Origin of the sequence: Streptomyces sp. CB02261 (assembly GCF_001905665.1) — a bacterium.
Lineage (GTDB): Bacteria > Actinomycetota > Actinomycetes > Streptomycetales > Streptomycetaceae > Streptomyces.
Map to the genome: position 1 here is coordinate 32,445 of NZ_LIVX01000008.1, position 15,772 is coordinate 48,216.

The window sequence follows — 15,772 nt, forward strand, 5'->3', positions numbered from 1 at the left end:
CCGCCGGACCTCCCGCGGCCCGGTACCGCCTGGCGCGCCGGGTCCGGTCGGCGCCGTTCAGCCCCAGAGCACCGCGCCCGCCCACGCCCCCACGATCAGCAGGCAGGCGAAGAGCTCGACGAGCACGCTCGTGCCGGCCGCCCGCATGACCGCCCGGGTCGCCGCCCTGGCCTGCCCGTGGCCGCCGAGCCGGAGCCGCTCCGCGAGGTAGATCCCGCCGACGTAGCCGGGGATCGCGCCGACCACCGGGACCAGGACGAAGCCCAGGAGCGCGCCCACCCCGGCGTACGTCACCATCCGCCGGGTGATGCCGACGCCCCGGAACCGGCGCGGCGGCAGCTGCCAGACGACGACCTGGGTGAGCAGCAGCAGTCCGGTGGCGGCGGCCAGCAGGATCCAGGCCAGGTCGGTCCGCTCGTGGAGCGACCACCACAGCATCGCCGCCCACACCAGCCACGTCCCCGGCACGCCGGGGACCAGGACCCCGGACAGGCCGAGCAGCATCACCGTCGCGACCATCAGGAGCTGCCACACACCCACGCTGACCAGCGTCTCCCACATCCCGGGAACGCGCAGGTCGCGGGCGCCGTCCGGGGCCACGCCCGGAGGGGCCGGGCGCCGTCCGGGGCCCGCCCGGAGGGCCGCGGGAGACTCAGCGGGCCGGGGTCGCCGGGGTCCGGGCGAGGTAGCGCGCCGCGTACGAGCGCCACGGCCGCCACTCCTCCGCGTCCGGGCCGGCCGCCGGGGGCACGTCCGGGTCGCCGAGGGACCTCATGCGGATCAGGGCCGCCGCCTCCGCGGTCACCCCGGGGACGGCGAGCAGAGCCCGTTCGGCCTCGTCCCGGTCGGCGCCGGGGTCGAGGCGTACGGCTCCGTCGGCGAGGGCACGGGCCAGCGGGCCGGCGACGGGGTGGCCGGTCAGGGCGGCCGCCTCCGGGAAGACATGGGTGAGGGTGCCGCAGGCCGTGGCCAGGGGGACGCCGTACCGCCCGACGAGCCGGGCGGACTCCTCGGCGCCGAGGACCGCCCGCAGCGCGAACTCCTCGGGGTCGGCGGTGCCCGGGGAGCGCACGCCCGGCCGGGCCGCCACCTCGGCGGCGAGCCCGGGGGCGGCCCCGAGGCGCTCGGCGACCGCGTACGGGTCGGCGTCCAGGTCGAAGAGCCGGCGCAGCCGGTGCACGGCGGTGGTCAGGTCGCGCAGTTCGGTCAGGTGGATGCGGGCGTCCAGCCAGCGGCCTGCGGACCGCTCGTCGACCGAGACGACACCGGTGCCGTACGGAAGGCGGAGCGTGCGCCGGTAGGTGCGGGAGCCGGGGGCACCGACGACCTCCTCCACGCGGGGCACGGCCTCGGCCGCGAGCAGGTCGAACACCTCTCCTGCTGCGTACGGCCCCCGGTGGGCGAGCCGCAGCGGGACTCCGGCGGCGAGCGCGGTACGGGCCCCGGCGCCGCTGCCCGCCTCGGCGCGCAGGGCGGTGGGGGTCCGGGCGTAGACGGCGCGGATCGTCTCGTTGAACTGGCGGACGCTGGCGAAGCCGGCCGCGAAGGCGATCTCGGTCACGGGAAGCCCGGTCGTCTGGAGCAGCAGCCGCGCGGTGTGCGCCCGCTGGGCGCGGGCGAGCGCGACGGGGCCGGCGCCGAGTTCCGCGGTGAGCTGGCGCTGCACCTGCCGGGTGCTGTAGCCGAGGCGTCCGGCGAGGCCGGGCACGCCCTCGCGGTCGACGACGCCGTCACCGATCATCCGCATGGCGCGTCCGACGACGTCGGCCCGTACGTTCCATTCGGCGGAGCCGGGCACGGCGTCCGGCCGACAGCGGCGGCAGGCGCGGAAGCCGTGGCCCTGGGCGGCGGCGGCCGTCGGGAAGAACGCGACGTTCTGCCGTTTGGGGGTGACGGCGGGGCAGCTGGGACGGCAGTAGATCCCGGTGGTCCGGACGGCGAAGAAGAACTCGCCGTCGAAGCGGGCGTCCCTGCTGCTGACCGCCTCGTAGCGGGTGTCGTCGTCCCTCATGGGTCCCAGTGTGCGACCTCCGCCACCCCGCGGCTCGCGGTTTTCGGACACGGCACCCGGGGGACGGCTCCGCTGCCCGCCGTCCCCCCACGGGTCCCGCCTACCGGCTGTGCCCGCGCTTCATCTCCAGGGCCTTGCGGCCCGCCGCGTGCCGGCGCTTCCAGTCCTTGAGCATCTCGGTGCGCAGCCTGGCGTCGGTCTTGGCGACGATCCGCTGGTTCTCACGGAGGAGCTTGCGGTAGCTCTCCAGACGGCGGACCGACAGCGTGCCGTCCTCGATCGCCGCCGCGACCGCGCAGCCCGGCTCCGACTCGTGGCCGCAGTCGTGGAAGCGGCAGTTCCCGGCCAGCTCCTCGATCTCCGAGAAGACCTGACCGACTCCGGTCTCGGCGTCCCAGAGCCCGACGCCCCGAAGGCCGGGGGTGTCGATGAGGACTCCCCCGCCCGGGAGCACGAAGAGGTTGCGGGTGGTCGTGGTGTGCCGGCCCTTGCCGTCGATGTCGCGGGCGGCCTGGACGGTCATGACGTCCTCGCCGACGAGCACGTTGGCCAGGGTCGACTTCCCGGCGCCGGAGACGCCGAGCAGCACGGTCGTACCGCCCGCGACGGTCGCGGCGAGCACGTCGAGACCCTCCCCCGTGGTGGAGCTGAGGGGCAGCACCTGCACGCCGGGGGCGACCGTCTCCACGTCCTCGACGAGGTAGGACAGTCCGACCGGGTCGGGCACGAGGTCGGCCTTGCTGAGGACGACGGTCGGCTGGGCGCCGGACTCCCAGGCCAGGGCGAGGAAGCGTTCGATCCGGCCGAGGTCGAGCTCGACGGCGAGCGAGACGGTGATGACGGCGTGGTCGACGTTGGCGGCGAGGATCTGCCCCTCGGACCGCTTGGAGGACGTGGAACGCGCGAAGGCCGTACGCCGCGGCAGGCAGGCCCGCACATAGCGGGGGTCACGGACGCCGGCGGGATCGACGGCGGCCCAGTCGCCGGTGCAGACGACGCGGAGCGGATCGTGCGGGGTCACGAACGCCGTGTCGGCGCGGACGACCCCTTCCTCGGTGGCGACGTCGCACTGGCCCCGGTCCACGCGGACGACCCGCCCCGGGACGAGCCCCTGGGCGGCGTAGGGCGCGAAGGCGGCGGCCCAGCCGGAGTCCCAGCCGTGGGCGTCGAGCAGCGAGGAGTCGGAGGTGCGGGAGGAAAGCGGGAAAGACAAGGGGGACCCTTCGAAGGGTGGCCCCGGCGGCGCGCTCGGCGCGCGGAAGTCGAGTGGGTGTCAGCCGGAGACCACAGGGGTGGGAACGATGAACTCCTGAATGCGGGCAGAGCCCGTCACCGTGACAGTCATCAATGTCCTCACCTCCTGCTTCTTCTCGACGGCCGACATCCGTTCCCCGGGGAACGGATGTGCAGAACCTTAGCCGCGTCCCCAGGGCGGCGCCACCGATTTAAAGACGGACGGGACGCGTGCCCCGCCGGACCTGCGTCCGGCGGGTCAGTCCTTCTCCCAGCCCGAGTGGAGGCGGGCCTTGACGTCGTCCGGGGGGAGGAAGCGGGACCAGCGTTCGGGGAACTCGGAGGGCATGTCGGGGTCGTCCTCGTCGACGTCCTCGGCCTCGGCGCGCACGCGGGCGACGAGTTCCGCCGCCTGGACGGCACGGGCCCGCTCGTTGGCCTCGCGGGCCGCTGCCGTGGCGACGGAGGGCCAGACACGGTCGATGGCGGCGTTCACGGCGGCGCCGACGAGGACGGCGAAGGCCGAGATGCCGATCCAGAGCAGGACGGCGATGGGGGCGGCGAGGGAGCCGTAGATCGTGGGGCCCTCGACCTGGCTGGTGAGGTAGATGCGCAGCAGGAAGCTGCCGAGGACCCACATGCCGAGCGCGACCAGGGCGCCGGGAATGTCCTCGATCCACGGTGATCTGACGGGCACGGACACGTGGTAGAGCGTGGTGAGGAAGGCGATGGACAGGAGGATGACGGCGGGCCAGTAGAGGACGGCGACCACCTCCGTACCGAAGGGGACGAGTTCGACGACCCGGTCGGGGCCGACCACCGCGAGCGGCAGCACGACGGCTCCGATGAGCAGGGCCACGAGGTAGAGCAGGAAGGCCAGGAGCCGGGTCTTCACGATGCCGCGGTGGCCGTCCAGCCCGTACATGACGGTGATCGTGTCGATGAAGACGTTCACCGCGCGCGAGCCGGACCAGAGGGCGATGGCGAAGCCGAGGGAGATCAGGTCGGCCCGTTTGCCCTGGGTCACGTCGTCCAGGATCGGCTTGGCGATGTCGTCGACGCCCCGGTCGGAGAGAACCGTTCCGGCGGCGCGGAGGATGTTCTCCTGGATGCTCGCCACGGTGTCCGTGTTGGTCCAGTCGTCGGCGTAGCCGAGAAGGGCGATCAGGCCGAGGAGCAGCGGCGGCAGGGACAGCAGGGTGAAGAAGGCGGCCTCGGCGGCGAGGCCGAGGATCCGGTACTCGATGCACGAGTTGACCGTGTCCTTGAGGAGCAGCCAGACCATCTTCCGCTTCGAGACGTTGCGGTAGAGGACGCGCGCGCGGTGGAGCCTGCTCCAGGGCCGACGCTCGGGCCGTTCGGGTGTTTCGCTTGCTGCCTGCACCTGCTTACCGTATCGGCATGACAGGGACCACCCACACCGTGACCAACCAGGCTCCGCCCCTGGTGGGACATGACGTCTTCAGCAGCGATCGAGCGCTGGCGGAGGCGGTCGAACGGCACCTCGCGCCGGACCTCCTCGACGACGCCCGCGGCGACCTCGGCGTGCTGGGGAGGTCGGCCGGTTCGGCCCAGATGCGGATGTGGGGCGAACGGGCGAACGAGAACCCGCCGCGGCTGCTCACGCACGACCGGTACGGCCACCGGATCGACGAGGTCGCGTTCGATCCGGCCTGGCACCGGCTCCTCGGCAAGTCGGTGGGGGCCGGACTCACCGACGCGTGGGGCCGTCCGGGTGGTCATGTCCGGCGGGCCGCCGGGTTCGTGATCGTGTCCCAGGTGGAGGCGGGGCACGGCTGTCCGCTGTCGATGACGCACGCCGCGGTGCCCGCGCTGCGCGCCGAGCCGGAGGTCGCGGAGGTCTGGGAGCCCGCCGCCACCTCCCACGTGTACGAGTGGGGCCTCCGTCCGGTCGCGGAGAAGGCCGGAGCGCTGCTCGGGATGGGCATGACGGAGAAGCAGGGCGGCAGCGACGTACGGACGAACACGACCGAGGCGCGTCCGCTGGCCGCCGACGGGGAGTACGTCCTGACGGGGCACAAGTGGTTCTGTTCGGCGCCGATGTCGGACGCCTTCCTGGTCCTCGCGCAGGCCCCGGCGGGGCTGACCTGTTTCCTGGTGCCGCGGGTGCTCGCGGACGGCTCGCGCAACGCCTTCGCGCTCCAGCGGCTCAAGGACAAGCTGGGCAACCGTTCGAACGCCTCCGCGGAGGTGGAGTTCGACGGGACGACGTGGGCGCGCCGGGTCGGCGAGGAGGGGCGCGGTCTGCGCACGATCATGGGCATGGTGGCGGCGACCCGGCTCGACTGCGTGCTCGGCTCGGCGGCGCTGATGCGGCAGGCGGTGGCGCAGGCCGTGCACCACTGCGCGTACCGCAGCGCCTTCGGCGGGCTGCTCGTCGACAAGCCGCTGATGCGGAACGTGCTGGCCGACCTGGCCCTGGAGTCGGAGGCGGCGACGGTGCTCGCGATGCGTCTCGCGGCGGCCCACGACGCCGTCGACGCCGGCGGCGACGACGCCGCGCGGGAGAGGGCCCTGCTCCGCATCGCCGTGCCGGCGGCGAAGTACTGGGTGACCAAGCGGTGTACGCCGATGGTGGCGGAGGCCCTGGAGTGCCTGGGCGGCAACGGGTACGTGGAGGAGTCGGGGATGCCGCGGCTGCTGCGGGAGTCACCGCTGAACTCGGTGTGGGAGGGCTCGGGGAACGTCCAGGCCCTCGACGTGGTCCGGGTGCTGCGGACCGAGCCCGCCGCCCTCGACGCGTTCCTGCGGGAGGTCGGGGCGGCCCGGGGCGCGGACCCCCGGCTCGACCGGGCGATCCGGGGCGCGCTGACCGAACTGGCGGACCTGGACGGGATCGAGGCGCGGGCGCGACGGCTCACGGAGCGGCTCGCGCTGGTCCTCCAGGGCGCCCTCCTGGTGCGCTGGGCGCCGCCGGAGGTCGCGGACGCGTTCTGCGCGGGGCGGCTCGGCGGGGACGGGGGCTCGGCGTTCGGCACGCTGCCGCACACGCTGGACCTGCGGGCGGTGGTGGAGCGGGCGCGGGTGGAGGTCTGAGGGGACCGACCCCGGCCGGAAGCTGTGCCGCGCGTACCAGGGGTGGACCACGGGGGTCGGCACGCGCGGAAAAGCGGGGGTGGTGCTGCGCCGACACGGCACCACCCGCCGCTGGCATCCAGCTTCACCCAGGGGCCGGGCAGCCGACCAGAGTTGCAAAGGGTTGCAGGATTACCCGAACCGGGCCTCGCCGGGCGGTCCCGAGCGGCACGATGGGCACCGACACTCCGGACATCTGCCTCGTGCGGAACCGATACAGCACCCCGGGTGGCTGGGAGAGACCGATGAAGAACACGCAGCTCGACATGAAGCGCCTCGCCGCCATGGACGCCGCCCAGGCCAGCCGCCTGCTCCACCGGGTGCGTGAGGAGACCCTGGCGGGCCGCACGCCGCCGATCGCGCCCCGACCGGTGATCGACGCCTCCTGGCAGCGGATGGCCCGGCTGGGGCTCGACCCCGACCAGGGCACGAGCAGCGTGCTGCTCCAGCGGGACGAGCTGGAGGAGCGACGGAGGTCCACGCTCCTCTCGGAGGTCATGCAGACGCTGAGCGGCGGGCTCGCCGGGATCGCCGACACCTCGCTGCAGATCATGGTGGTCACCGACGAGCAGGGCCGGGTGCTGTGGCGCCAGGGGAACCTGGCCGTGATGCGGCAGGCGAACGGGATCTGCCTGGAGGAGGGCGCGGCCTGGACCGAGCACACCACGGGCACCAACGCGGTCGGCACGGCCCTCGCCATGGGCCGGGCGGTACAGGTGCACTCCGCCGAGCACTACGTGCACACCCTCCACAACTGGACCTGCGCCGCCGCGCCCGTGCACGACCCGCGCGACCGGCGGCTGCTCGGCATCCTGGACGTGAGCGGCCCCGCGTCCACCTTCCATCCGGCGATGCTGGCCCTGGTCGACTCGGTGGCCCAGCTCGCCGAGGCCGAGATGCGGGAGCGGCACCGGCGGTCGGTCGAGCGGCTGCGGGCGGTGGCGGCGCCGATCCTGTGCCGGGTGGGCGGCCGGGCCGTCGCGGTGGACACCCACGGCTGGACGGCCGCGGTGACGGGGCTCGCCCCGATGGACCGGATCCCGCTGCCGAAGTCGTTCCGGTCCGGCCGGCTGTGGGTGCCGTCGCTCGGCGTGTGCGCGGTCGAGCCGCTGCCCGGCGGCTGGCTGCTGCGGGTCGAGGAGGAGACGGCGGCGGAGGACCCGGGCGTGGAGGCGGCGAGCCGGGTCGTCCTCGACCTGAGCAGGCCGCGCCGCTGGACGGTGTCCGTCTCGGGGGCGGCGGGCAGCTGGCAGCAGGAGCTCAGTCCCCGGCACGCGGAGCTCCTCTATGTACTGGCGGTGCACCGGGACGGGCGGACGGCCGCGGAGCTGGCGGACGACGTGTTCGGGGACCGTACGCGCACGGTGACCGTGCGGGCGGAGATGTCCCGGGTGCGCCGGAACCTGGCCGGGGTCCTGGCGCACCGCCCGTACCGCTTCCGTGAGGAGGTCGCGGTCGAGGTCCTGCGCCCGGAGCGCCCGGCGGAGCTGCTGCCCCACTCGCTGGCCCCGGCGGTCCGGGCGGCCGCGGGAGGCTGAGGCCCGGGCCTGTCCGGGCGGTCGGCCCCTGAGGCCCCGGCTTGTCCGGGCGGCAGGCGGCTGAGGCCCAGCCGACCGTGTGGGTGTCCAGCATATGGACCGCCGTCTTTTCCGTCCGTTCCGGCCGGGCGGACCGCTCTGGGAATCCGGCGCTCCGCATGATGCGATGACCCTATGAGCATCACTCTCACCACCTGGTCCCTCGAACAGACCTCCCCGTCCGACCTGCGCCCCGCCACCCCGCCGGAGGGCGACGACGTGGCGGTCCGGCGCGCCGAGGTGCCCTCGGCGGAGTTCAGCCGCTTCCTCTACACGGCGGTCGGCGGCGACATCCGCTGGTCCGACCGGCTGTCGCTGACCTACAAGCAGTGGCAGGAGATCGTGGAGAAGCCGGGCGCCGAGATCTGGGTGGCGTACGACAGGGGGACGCCGGCCGGGTACGTGGAGCTGGACCCGCAGGACGACGGTGTGGTGGAGATCGTCTACTTCGGCCTGATCCCGGCCTTCCGGGGGCGCCGGATCGGCGGCCACCTCCTCTCCTACGGCGTGGCGAGGGCCTGGGACCTGGCCGAGCGCTGGCCGGAGCGGGAGGCGACGAAGCGGGTCTGGCTGCACACCTGCTCCCTCGACGGGCCGCACGCGATGGCCAACTACGAGCGACGTGGCTTCCGGCTGTTCGACACGAAGGTGGAGCAGGTCGAGGAGAGCGAGACCCCGGGCCCGTGGCCCGGCGCGCACGCCTGAGGCGGGACCGAAGGGGCGTGAGGGGGCCCTGATCAGGGTCCCCTCCGCGTGACCCGCACCACACCGTCTCGACAAGCGAGACGACTTCGTCCGCATTCTGGACGATGCTGGACTGGGTCCAAACTCCCGTGACAGGCTTCCGCCATGTCTGGAACTGGAATTGCCTTGGTGAGTCGGCGGCACGTCGACCTCGGCCGCATGTCCAGCGCCATCTGTTCGGCGCGCTGAGAGAACCAGCACCGCCGCGATCTCTTTCTGCCCGACTCTGCACCATCCTGCTGCGCACTGACGCGCCACCCTCCGACCTGCGCGCCAGTGTGCAGGTCAGAGCCGCCCTCTCGCAGTCCCGAAGGACAAGACGCCATGGCCGCCACCCCGGAAAACCCCACTCCCGCCGCCGCACGCCGCAAGACCGGGCGCCACCGTGGCGAGGGTCAGTGGGCCGTGGGGCACTTCACCCCCCTGAACGGCAATGAGCAGTTCAAGAAGGACGACGACGGTCTCAACGTACGGACACGTATTGAGACGGTCTACTCGAAGCGCGGATTCGACTCCATCGACCCCAACGACCTGCGCGGACGCATGCGCTGGTGGGGCCTCTACACCCAGCGCAAGCAGGGTCTGGACGGCACCAAGACGGGCGTCCTGGAGCCGGAGGAGCTGGACGACGAGTACTTCATGCTCCGCGTCCGCATCGACGGTGGCCGACTGACCACCGAGCAGCTGCGGGTGATCGGCGAGATCTCCGAGGAGTTCGCCCGGGGCACGGCCGACATCACCGACCGGCAGAACGTCCAGTACCACTGGATCCGCATCGAGGACGTCCCCGAGATCTGGAACCGCCTGGAGGCGGTCGGCCTGTCCACCACGGAGGCCTGCGGCGACACCCCGCGTGTCATCCTCGGCTCCCCGGTGGCCGGCATCGCGGCCGACGAGATCATCGACGGCACCCCCGCCATCGACGAGATCTACCGTCGGATCGTCGGCAACAAGGACTTCTCCAACCTGCCCCGCAAGTTCAAGTCCGCGATCTCCGGCTCGCCGCTGCTCGACGTGGCGCACGAGATCAACGACATCGCCTTCGTCGGCGTGCACCACCCGGAGCACGGCCCCGGCTTCGACGTCTGGGTCGGCGGCGGCCTCTCCACCAACCCCAAGCTCGGCGTCCGGCTCGGCACCTGGGTCTCCCTCGACGAGGTCCCGGACGTCTACGAGGGCGTCATCTCGATCTTCCGCGACTACGGCTACCGCCGGCTGCGCAACCGCGCCCGGCTGAAGTTCCTCGTCGCGGACTGGGGCCCGGAGAAGTTCCGCCAGGTCCTCGAGGACGAGTACCTGCAGCGCAAGCTGACGGACGGCCCCGCCCCCGAGCAGCCCGCGGGCCGCTGGCGTGACCACGTCGGTGTGCACCGGCAGCAGGACGGCAAGTTCTACGTCGGCTTCGCACCCCGCGTCGGCCGCGTCGACGGCGCCACCCTGACGAAGATCGCCGCGGTCGCCGAGGCCCACGGCTCCGGCCGGGTCCGCACCACCGCCGAGCAGAAGATGCTCGTCCTCGACGTCGAGGAGGCGCAGGTCGACTCGATCGTCGCCGCCCTGGAGGCGCTCGACCTGCGGGTCACCCCCTCGCCCTTCCGGCGCGGCACGATGGCCTGCACCGGCATCGAGTTCTGCAAGCTCGCGATCGTCGAGACCAAGGGCCGCGGCGCCTCGCTCATCGACGAACTGGAGCGCAGGATCCCGGAGTTCGACGAGCCGCTGACGATCAACATCAACGGCTGCCCGAACGCCTGCGCCCGTATCCAGGTGGCGGACATCGGTCTCAAGGGCCAGCTGGTCCTGGACGACGAGGGCAACCGCGTCGAGGGCTACCAGGTGCACCTGGGCGGCGCCCTGGGCCTGGAGGCCGGCTTCGGCCGCAAGGTCCGCGGCCTCAAGGTCACCGCGGCCGAGCTCCCGGACTACGTCGAGCGGGTCCTCACCCGCTTCCAGGCCGAGCGCGAGACCGGCGAGCGCTTCGCGACCTGGGCGGCCCGCGCGTCCGAGGAGGCACTGTCGTGAGCGAGCGCGCCGCACCGTTCCACTGCCCCTACTGCGGCGACGAGGACCTGCGTCCGAACGAGCAGGGTCACGGCGCCTGGGAATGCGCAGCGTGCAGCCGGGCCTTCCAGTTGAAGTTCCTGGGGCTGCTCGCCCCGGCGACTTCGGGCAACGCCCCTGGGAGGGAAGAGATATGACGGCCACTCAGCACACCGACGGCAGTCAGGACGCCACCGCGACCGACCTCAAGGCACTCGCCGAGCAGGCCGGCCGCGATCTGGAGGACGCCTCCGCGCTGGAGATCCTCCGGTGGGCGGTCGACACCTTCGGCGACAGCTTCTGTGTCACCTCCTCCATGGAGGACGCGGTCGTCGCCCACCTCGCCTCCCGGGTGCGGCCCGGCGTGGACGTCGTCTTCCTCGACACGGGCTACCACTTCGAGGAGACCATCGGCACCCGCGACGCCGTGGACGCCGTGATGGACGTCGAGGTCATCACCCTGACCCCGCGCCAGACCGTGGCCGAGCAGGACGCCGAGTACGGCCCGAAGCTGCACGACCGCGACCCGGACCTGTGCTGCGCGCTGCGCAAGGTCAAGCCCCTCGAAGAGGGTCTGACCCGGTACAGCGCGTGGGCGACGGGCCTGCGCCGCGAGGAGTCCCCGACCCGGGCGAACACCCCGGTCGTCGGCTGGGACGAGAAGCGGCGGAAGGTCAAGGTCTCCCCCATCGCCCGCTGGACGCAGGACGACGTCGACGCGTACGTCGCGGAGCACGGCGTCCTCACCAACCCGCTCCTCATGGACGGTTACGCCTCCGTCGGCTGCGCGCCCTGCACCCGCCGCGTGCTGGAGGGCGAGGACGCCCGGGCCGGCCGCTGGGCCGGACGGGCCAAGACCGAGTGCGGACTGCACGGATGACGGACAATCAGGAAACCCAGGAGAATCACGTGACCGGCGCCACCATCTGGCTCACCGGCCTGCCCAGCGCCGGCAAGACCACCATCGCGTACGAGCTGGCCGGCCGGCTGCGCGGCGAGGGCCACCGCGTCGAGGTCCTCGACGGCGACGAGATCCGCGAGTTCCTCTCCGCGGGCCTCGGCTTCAGCCGCGAGGACCGGCACACCAACGTGCAGCGGATCGGTTTCGTGGCCGAGCTCCTCGCCTCGCAGGGTGTGCAGGTCCTGGTCCCCGTCATCGCCCCGTACGCCGACAGCCGCGAGGCGGTCCGCAAGCGCCACACGGCCGAGGGCACCCCCTTCGTCGAGGTGCACGTGGCCACCCCCGTGGAGGTCTGCTCCGTCCGCGACGTGAAGGGCCTCTACGCCAAGCAGGCCGCGGGCGAGATCAGCGGACTCACCGGCGTCGACGACCCGTACGAGGCACCCGAGACCCCCGATCTGCGGATCGAGTCCCAGAACCAGACCGTGCAGGAGTCCGCGGCGCAGCTCCACGCGCTGCTCACCGAGAGGGGTCTGCTGTGACCACTGTCGCTCATGTCCACGACGCCACCGACAGCCCGTTCGCGCTGTCGCACCTGGACTCCCTGGAGTCCGAGGCGGTCCACATCTTCCGTGAGGTGGCGGGCGAGTTCGAGCGGCCGGTGATCCTCTTCTCCGGCGGCAAGGACTCCATCGTCATGCTGCACCTGGCTCTGAAGGCCTTCGCCCCCGCGGCGATCCCCTTCACGCTGCTGCACGTCGACACCGGACACAACTTCCCCGAGGTCCTGGAGTACCGCGACCGCGTCGTCGCCCAGCACGGGCTGCGGCTGCACGTCGCCTCCGTGCAGGAGTACATCGACGCGGGCAAGCTGCGCGAGCGCCCCGACGGCACCCGCAACCCGCTGCAGACCGTCCCGCTGACGGAGGCGATCCAGCAGCACCGCTTCGACGCCGTCTTCGGCGGCGGCCGCCGCGACGAGGAGAAGGCCCGCGCCAAGGAGCGGGTGTTCTCGCTGCGGGACGAGTTCTCGCAGTGGGACCCGCGCCGCCAGCGCCCCGAGCTGTGGCAGCTCTACAACGGCCGGCACGCCCCCGGCGAGCACGTCCGTGTCTTCCCGCTGTCCAACTGGACCGAGCTGGACGTCTGGCAGTACATCCAGCGCGAGAAGATCGAGCTCCCGGACATCTACTTCGCCCACGAGCGCGAGGTGTTCGCCCGCAGCGGCATGTGGCTGACCGCCGGCGACTGGGGCGGTCCGAAGGAGACCGAGACGGTCGAGACGCGGCTGATCCGCTACCGCACCGTCGGCGACATGTCCTGCACCGGCGCCGTCGACTCCGACGCCACCACGCTGGACGCCGTCATCGCCGAGATCGCCGCCTCCCGACTGACCGAGCGGGGCGCCACCCGCGCCGACGACAAGATGTCCGAGGCCGCGATGGAAGACCGCAAGCGCGAAGGGTACTTCTAATGAGCACGTCCACCGAGCAGCTGTCCGAGCAGCTGGCGGCCACCACCCTGCTGCGCTTCGCCACCGCCGGCTCCGTCGACGACGGCAAGTCCACCCTGGTCGGGCGGCTCCTCCACGACTCCAAGTCGGTCCTCGCCGACCAGCTGGAGGCCGTGGAGCACGCCTCCCGCTCCCGGGGCCAGGAGGCGCCCGACCTGGCGCTCCTCACCGACGGTCTGCGGGCCGAGCGCGAGCAGGGCATCACCATCGACGTGGCCTACCGCTACTTCGCGACGCCCCGCCGCCGCTTCATCCTCGCCGACACCCCGGGGCACGTGCAGTACACCCGGAACATGGTGACCGGCGCCTCGACCGCCGAGCTGGCCGTGGTCCTCGTCGACGCGCGCAACGGCGTGGTCGAGCAGACCCGCCGGCACGCCGCCGTCGCCGCGCTGCTGCGCGTCCCGCACGTGGTCCTGGCCGTGAACAAGATGGACCTGGTCGACTACCGGGAGCCCGTCTTCGCCGCGATCGCCGAGGAGTTCACGACGTACGCCTCCGAGCTCGGCGTCCCGGAGATCACCGCGATCCCGATCTCGGCGCTCGCCGGAGACAACGTCGTGGAGCCGTCCGCGAACATGGACTGGTACGGCGGCCCGACGGTCCTGGAGCACCTGGAGACCGTGCCGGTCAGCCACGACCTCACGGCCTGCCACGCGCGCTTCCCCGTGCAGTACGTGATCCGCCCGCAGACCGCGGAGCACCCCGACTACCGGGGCTACGCCGGTCAGATCGCGGCCGGCGCGTTCCGCGTCGGCGAGGAGATCACCGTCCTGCCGTCGGGGAAGACCTCCACGATCACCGGGATCGACGCGCTGGGCGAGTCGGTGGACATCGCCTGGGCCCCGCAGTCGGTCACGATCCGGCTCGCCGACGACATCGACATCTCGCGCGGCGACCTGCTCGCCCCGAGCGGTGACGCCCCGGCGACCACGCAGGACATCGAGGCGACCGTCTGCCACGTGGCGGACCAGTCGCTCGCCGTCGGCCAGCGGGTGCTGCTCAAGCACACCACCCGCACGGTCAAGGCGATCGTCAAGGAGATCCCCTCGCGGCTGACCCTGGACGATCTCTCCCAGCACCCGAACCCGGGTCAGCTGGTCGCCAACGACATCGGCCGGGTCGTGGTGCGCACCGCCGAACCGCTCGCGCTCGACGCGTACGCGGACTCGCGCCGCACGGGTTCGTTCCTGCTGATCGACCCGGCGGACGGCACCACGCTCGCGGCGGGCATGGCGGGCGAGTCCTTCGCCACCGGCAAGGCCGTCGCGGTCGTCGAAGACGAGGAAGGGTGGGACTTCTGATGGGTCAGGACATGTACGCCACCTTCGCGAAAGAGGGGGGCCGGGTGGGCTCCGGTGCCCTCGGCGCGGGCACGGGAGGTGTCGCGCGATGTGCGTGCTGACCTCGACGCGCCGCGCGAGCGGCGCGACCCCGCACCACCCGCTCCACCCCGAACGACATAGACGCAGACTTCGAAAACGCTGAATCGAGGGGAAAACCTCCCGTGCCTGCCACCACCCGTACCACCCTGCGCCGCGGCATCGCCGCCGCCGCCGCCCTGCCGCTGCTGATCGGCGCTCTCGCCTCCTGCGGCTACGGCTCCGAGAGCAAGAACGACGAGAAGAAGGTGGCCGCCGAGGGCAAGAAGCTCTCCGCCGACACCGTACGGCTCGGGTACTTCCCCAACCTCACCCACGCCACGGCGCTCGTGGGCGACCAGGAGGGCATCCTCCAGAAGGAGCTGGGCGGCACCAACCTGGTGCCCACCACCTTCAACGCCGGTCCGTCCGAGATCGAGGCGCTCAACGCCGGCTCGATCGACATCGGCTTCATCGGTCCTTCGCCGTCCATCAACGGCTACGTCAAGACCAAGGGCACGAACCTGCGGATCATCGGCGGCTCCGCCTCCGGCGGTGTGAAGCTCGTCGTGAACCCGGCGAAGATCAAGACCCTGGACGACCTCAAGGGCAAGCGGATCGCCACCCCGCAGCACGGCAACACGCAGGACGTGGCCTTCCTCAACTGGATCTCCGAGAAGGGCTGGAAGGTCGACGCCGAGAGCGGCAAGGGCGACGTCTCCGTGGTCCGCACGGACAACAAGGTCACCCCGAACGCCTACGCCTCCGGCGCCATCGACGGGGCCTGGGTGCCCGAGCCGACCGCCTCGAAGCTGGTCAGCGACGGGGCGAAGGTCCTGCTGGACGAGTCCGACCTGTGGCCCGACAAGAAGTTCGTGATCACGAACATCATCGTGTCGCAGAAGTTCCTGAAGGCGCACCCCGACGTCGTGGAGGCCTTCCTGCGCGGCACGGTGAAGACCAACGAGTGGATCAACGCCAACCCGGACAAGGCGAAGGCCTCGGCCAACGCCAAGCTGAAGAACCTCTCGGGCAAGGCGCTGGGCGCCAAGGTGATCGACGCCGCGTGGCCGTCCATCCAGTTCACCAACGACCCGCTGGCGGCCACGCTCCAGGCCCAGGCCGATCACGCGGTGAAGGCCGGTCTCCTGGAGAAGCCGGAGCTTGCCGGCATCTACGACCTCAAGCCGCTCAACAAGGTCCTCAAGGCCGCAGGGCAGCCCGAGGTCTCCGACGCCGGACTCGGCGTGAAGTAACCAGGCGTCAGACACCCGCGCAGCAGCCCGAGTTCAGCTT

General features: G+C 72.2%; 15 protein-coding genes. 11 read left to right on the forward strand and 4 right to left on the reverse strand.

The features are described from left to right. Positions 1 to 57: 57 nt before the first annotated feature. From AMK29_RS25400 to AMK29_RS25415, 4 genes are all read right to left on the reverse strand, one after another. A complete protein-coding gene (locus AMK29_RS25400) occupies positions 58 to 540 on the reverse strand; it encodes a DUF456 domain-containing protein (protein ID WP_073817852.1) in 483 nt (160 codons plus the stop codon). A gap of 112 nt (positions 541 to 652) precedes the next feature. Next, a complete protein-coding gene (locus AMK29_RS25405; RefSeq protein WP_073817322.1) occupies positions 653 to 2,011 on the reverse strand; it encodes a DNA-3-methyladenine glycosylase 2 family protein in 1,359 nt (452 codons plus the stop codon). Positions 2,012 to 2,111: 100 nt separating this feature from the next. Further along, positions 2,112 to 3,224 (reverse strand): ribosome small subunit-dependent GTPase A, encoded by a 1,113-nt coding sequence (rsgA, locus tag AMK29_RS25410; protein ID WP_073817323.1) that lies wholly within the window; start codon positions 3,222 to 3,224, stop codon positions 2,112 to 2,114. A 279-nt stretch (positions 3,225 to 3,503) separates the two neighbouring features. Beyond that, positions 3,504 to 4,628, reverse strand: coding sequence for a YihY/virulence factor BrkB family protein (locus AMK29_RS25415; protein WP_073817326.1), 1,125 nt, complete (start codon positions 4,626 to 4,628; stop codon positions 3,504 to 3,506). Between the two features lie 17 nt (positions 4,629 to 4,645). Here AMK29_RS25415 and AMK29_RS25420 point away from each other — a divergent pair, with 17 nt between their 5' ends. The 11 genes from AMK29_RS25420 to AMK29_RS25465 all read left to right on the forward strand — a co-directional run bounded on the left by AMK29_RS25420 (position 4,646) and on the right by AMK29_RS25465 (position 15,732). Further along, the gene (locus AMK29_RS25420; protein ID WP_073817327.1) at positions 4,646 to 6,301 is read left to right on the forward strand and encodes an acyl-CoA dehydrogenase family protein; all 1,656 of its coding nucleotides are present in this window, start codon (positions 4,646 to 4,648) and stop codon (positions 6,299 to 6,301) included. A gap of 284 nt (positions 6,302 to 6,585) precedes the next feature. Beyond that, positions 6,586 to 7,878, forward strand: coding sequence for a GAF domain-containing protein (locus tag AMK29_RS25425; RefSeq protein WP_073817855.1), 1,293 nt, complete (start codon positions 6,586 to 6,588; stop codon positions 7,876 to 7,878). 174 nt (positions 7,879 to 8,052) lie between these two features. Beyond that, complete coding sequence (locus tag AMK29_RS25430; protein WP_073817330.1) at positions 8,053 to 8,622, forward strand: GNAT family N-acetyltransferase; 570 nt, start codon at positions 8,053 to 8,055, stop codon at positions 8,620 to 8,622. 144 nt (positions 8,623 to 8,766) lie between these two features. Continuing rightward, positions 8,767 to 8,850 carry a putative leader peptide gene (locus AMK29_RS38015; RefSeq protein WP_351188065.1) on the forward strand — a complete coding sequence of 28 codons (84 nt, stop codon included), beginning with the start codon at positions 8,767 to 8,769 and terminating at the stop codon, positions 8,848 to 8,850. A gap of 135 nt (positions 8,851 to 8,985) precedes the next feature. After that, positions 8,986 to 10,683, forward strand: a complete 1,698-nt coding sequence (locus AMK29_RS25435; protein ID WP_073817332.1) for a nitrite/sulfite reductase — start codon at positions 8,986 to 8,988, stop codon at positions 10,681 to 10,683. Then, entirely contained in the window at positions 10,680 to 10,859 is a 180-nt protein-coding gene (locus AMK29_RS25440) for a hypothetical protein (RefSeq protein ID WP_073817335.1), read from the forward strand. Before AMK29_RS25435 ends, AMK29_RS25440 begins: the two co-directional genes overlap by 4 nt. Continuing rightward, positions 10,856 to 11,581, forward strand: a complete 726-nt coding sequence (locus AMK29_RS25445) for a phosphoadenylyl-sulfate reductase (RefSeq protein ID WP_073817336.1) — start codon at positions 10,856 to 10,858, stop codon at positions 11,579 to 11,581. The genes AMK29_RS25440 and AMK29_RS25445 overlap by 4 nt, the downstream gene beginning before the upstream one ends. Next, positions 11,578 to 12,144 carry an adenylyl-sulfate kinase gene (gene cysC / locus AMK29_RS25450; RefSeq protein ID WP_073817339.1) on the forward strand — a complete coding sequence of 189 codons (567 nt, stop codon included), beginning with the start codon at positions 11,578 to 11,580 and terminating at the stop codon, positions 12,142 to 12,144. The genes AMK29_RS25445 and cysC overlap by 4 nt, the downstream gene beginning before the upstream one ends. Further along, on the forward strand, positions 12,141 to 13,076 hold the full coding sequence (cysD, locus tag AMK29_RS25455; RefSeq protein ID WP_073817340.1) for a sulfate adenylyltransferase subunit CysD: 936 nt from the start codon (positions 12,141 to 12,143) through the stop codon (positions 13,074 to 13,076). Before cysC ends, cysD begins: the two co-directional genes overlap by 4 nt. Next, positions 13,076 to 14,419: a sulfate adenylyltransferase subunit 1 gene (locus tag AMK29_RS25460; protein ID WP_073817343.1), complete on the forward strand. Its 1,344-nt coding sequence runs from the start codon at positions 13,076 to 13,078 to the stop codon at positions 14,417 to 14,419. The genes cysD and AMK29_RS25460 overlap by 1 nt, the downstream gene beginning before the upstream one ends. A 203-nt stretch (positions 14,420 to 14,622) precedes the next feature. Beyond that, the gene (locus tag AMK29_RS25465; RefSeq protein ID WP_073817344.1) at positions 14,623 to 15,732 is read left to right on the forward strand and encodes an aliphatic sulfonate ABC transporter substrate-binding protein; all 1,110 of its coding nucleotides are present in this window, start codon (positions 14,623 to 14,625) and stop codon (positions 15,730 to 15,732) included. Positions 15,733 to 15,772: the final 40 nt, after the last annotated feature.

Bases quoted from the DNA above. Each gene is read 5' to 3' on its own strand.
- AMK29_RS25405 (WP_073817322.1), bottom strand. From the start codon at position 2,011: ATGAGGGACGACGACACCCGCTACGAGGCGGTCAGCAGCAGGGACGCC.
- AMK29_RS25420 (WP_073817327.1), top strand. From the start codon at position 4,646: ATGACAGGGACCACCCACACCGTGACCAACCAGGCTCCGCCCCTGGTG.
- AMK29_RS25425 (WP_073817855.1), top strand. From the start codon at position 6,586: ATGAAGAACACGCAGCTCGACATGAAGCGCCTCGCCGCCATGGACGCC.
- AMK29_RS25430 (WP_073817330.1), top strand. From the start codon at position 8,053: ATGAGCATCACTCTCACCACCTGGTCCCTCGAACAGACCTCCCCGTCC.
- AMK29_RS38015 (WP_351188065.1), top strand. From the start codon at position 8,767: ATGTCTGGAACTGGAATTGCCTTGGTGAGTCGGCGGCACGTCGACCTC.
- AMK29_RS25435 (WP_073817332.1), top strand. From the start codon at position 8,986: ATGGCCGCCACCCCGGAAAACCCCACTCCCGCCGCCGCACGCCGCAAG.
- AMK29_RS25445 (WP_073817336.1), top strand. From the start codon at position 10,856: ATGACGGCCACTCAGCACACCGACGGCAGTCAGGACGCCACCGCGACC.
- cysC (WP_073817339.1), top strand. From the start codon at position 11,578: ATGACGGACAATCAGGAAACCCAGGAGAATCACGTGACCGGCGCCACC.
- AMK29_RS25460 (WP_073817343.1), top strand. From the start codon at position 13,076: ATGAGCACGTCCACCGAGCAGCTGTCCGAGCAGCTGGCGGCCACCACC.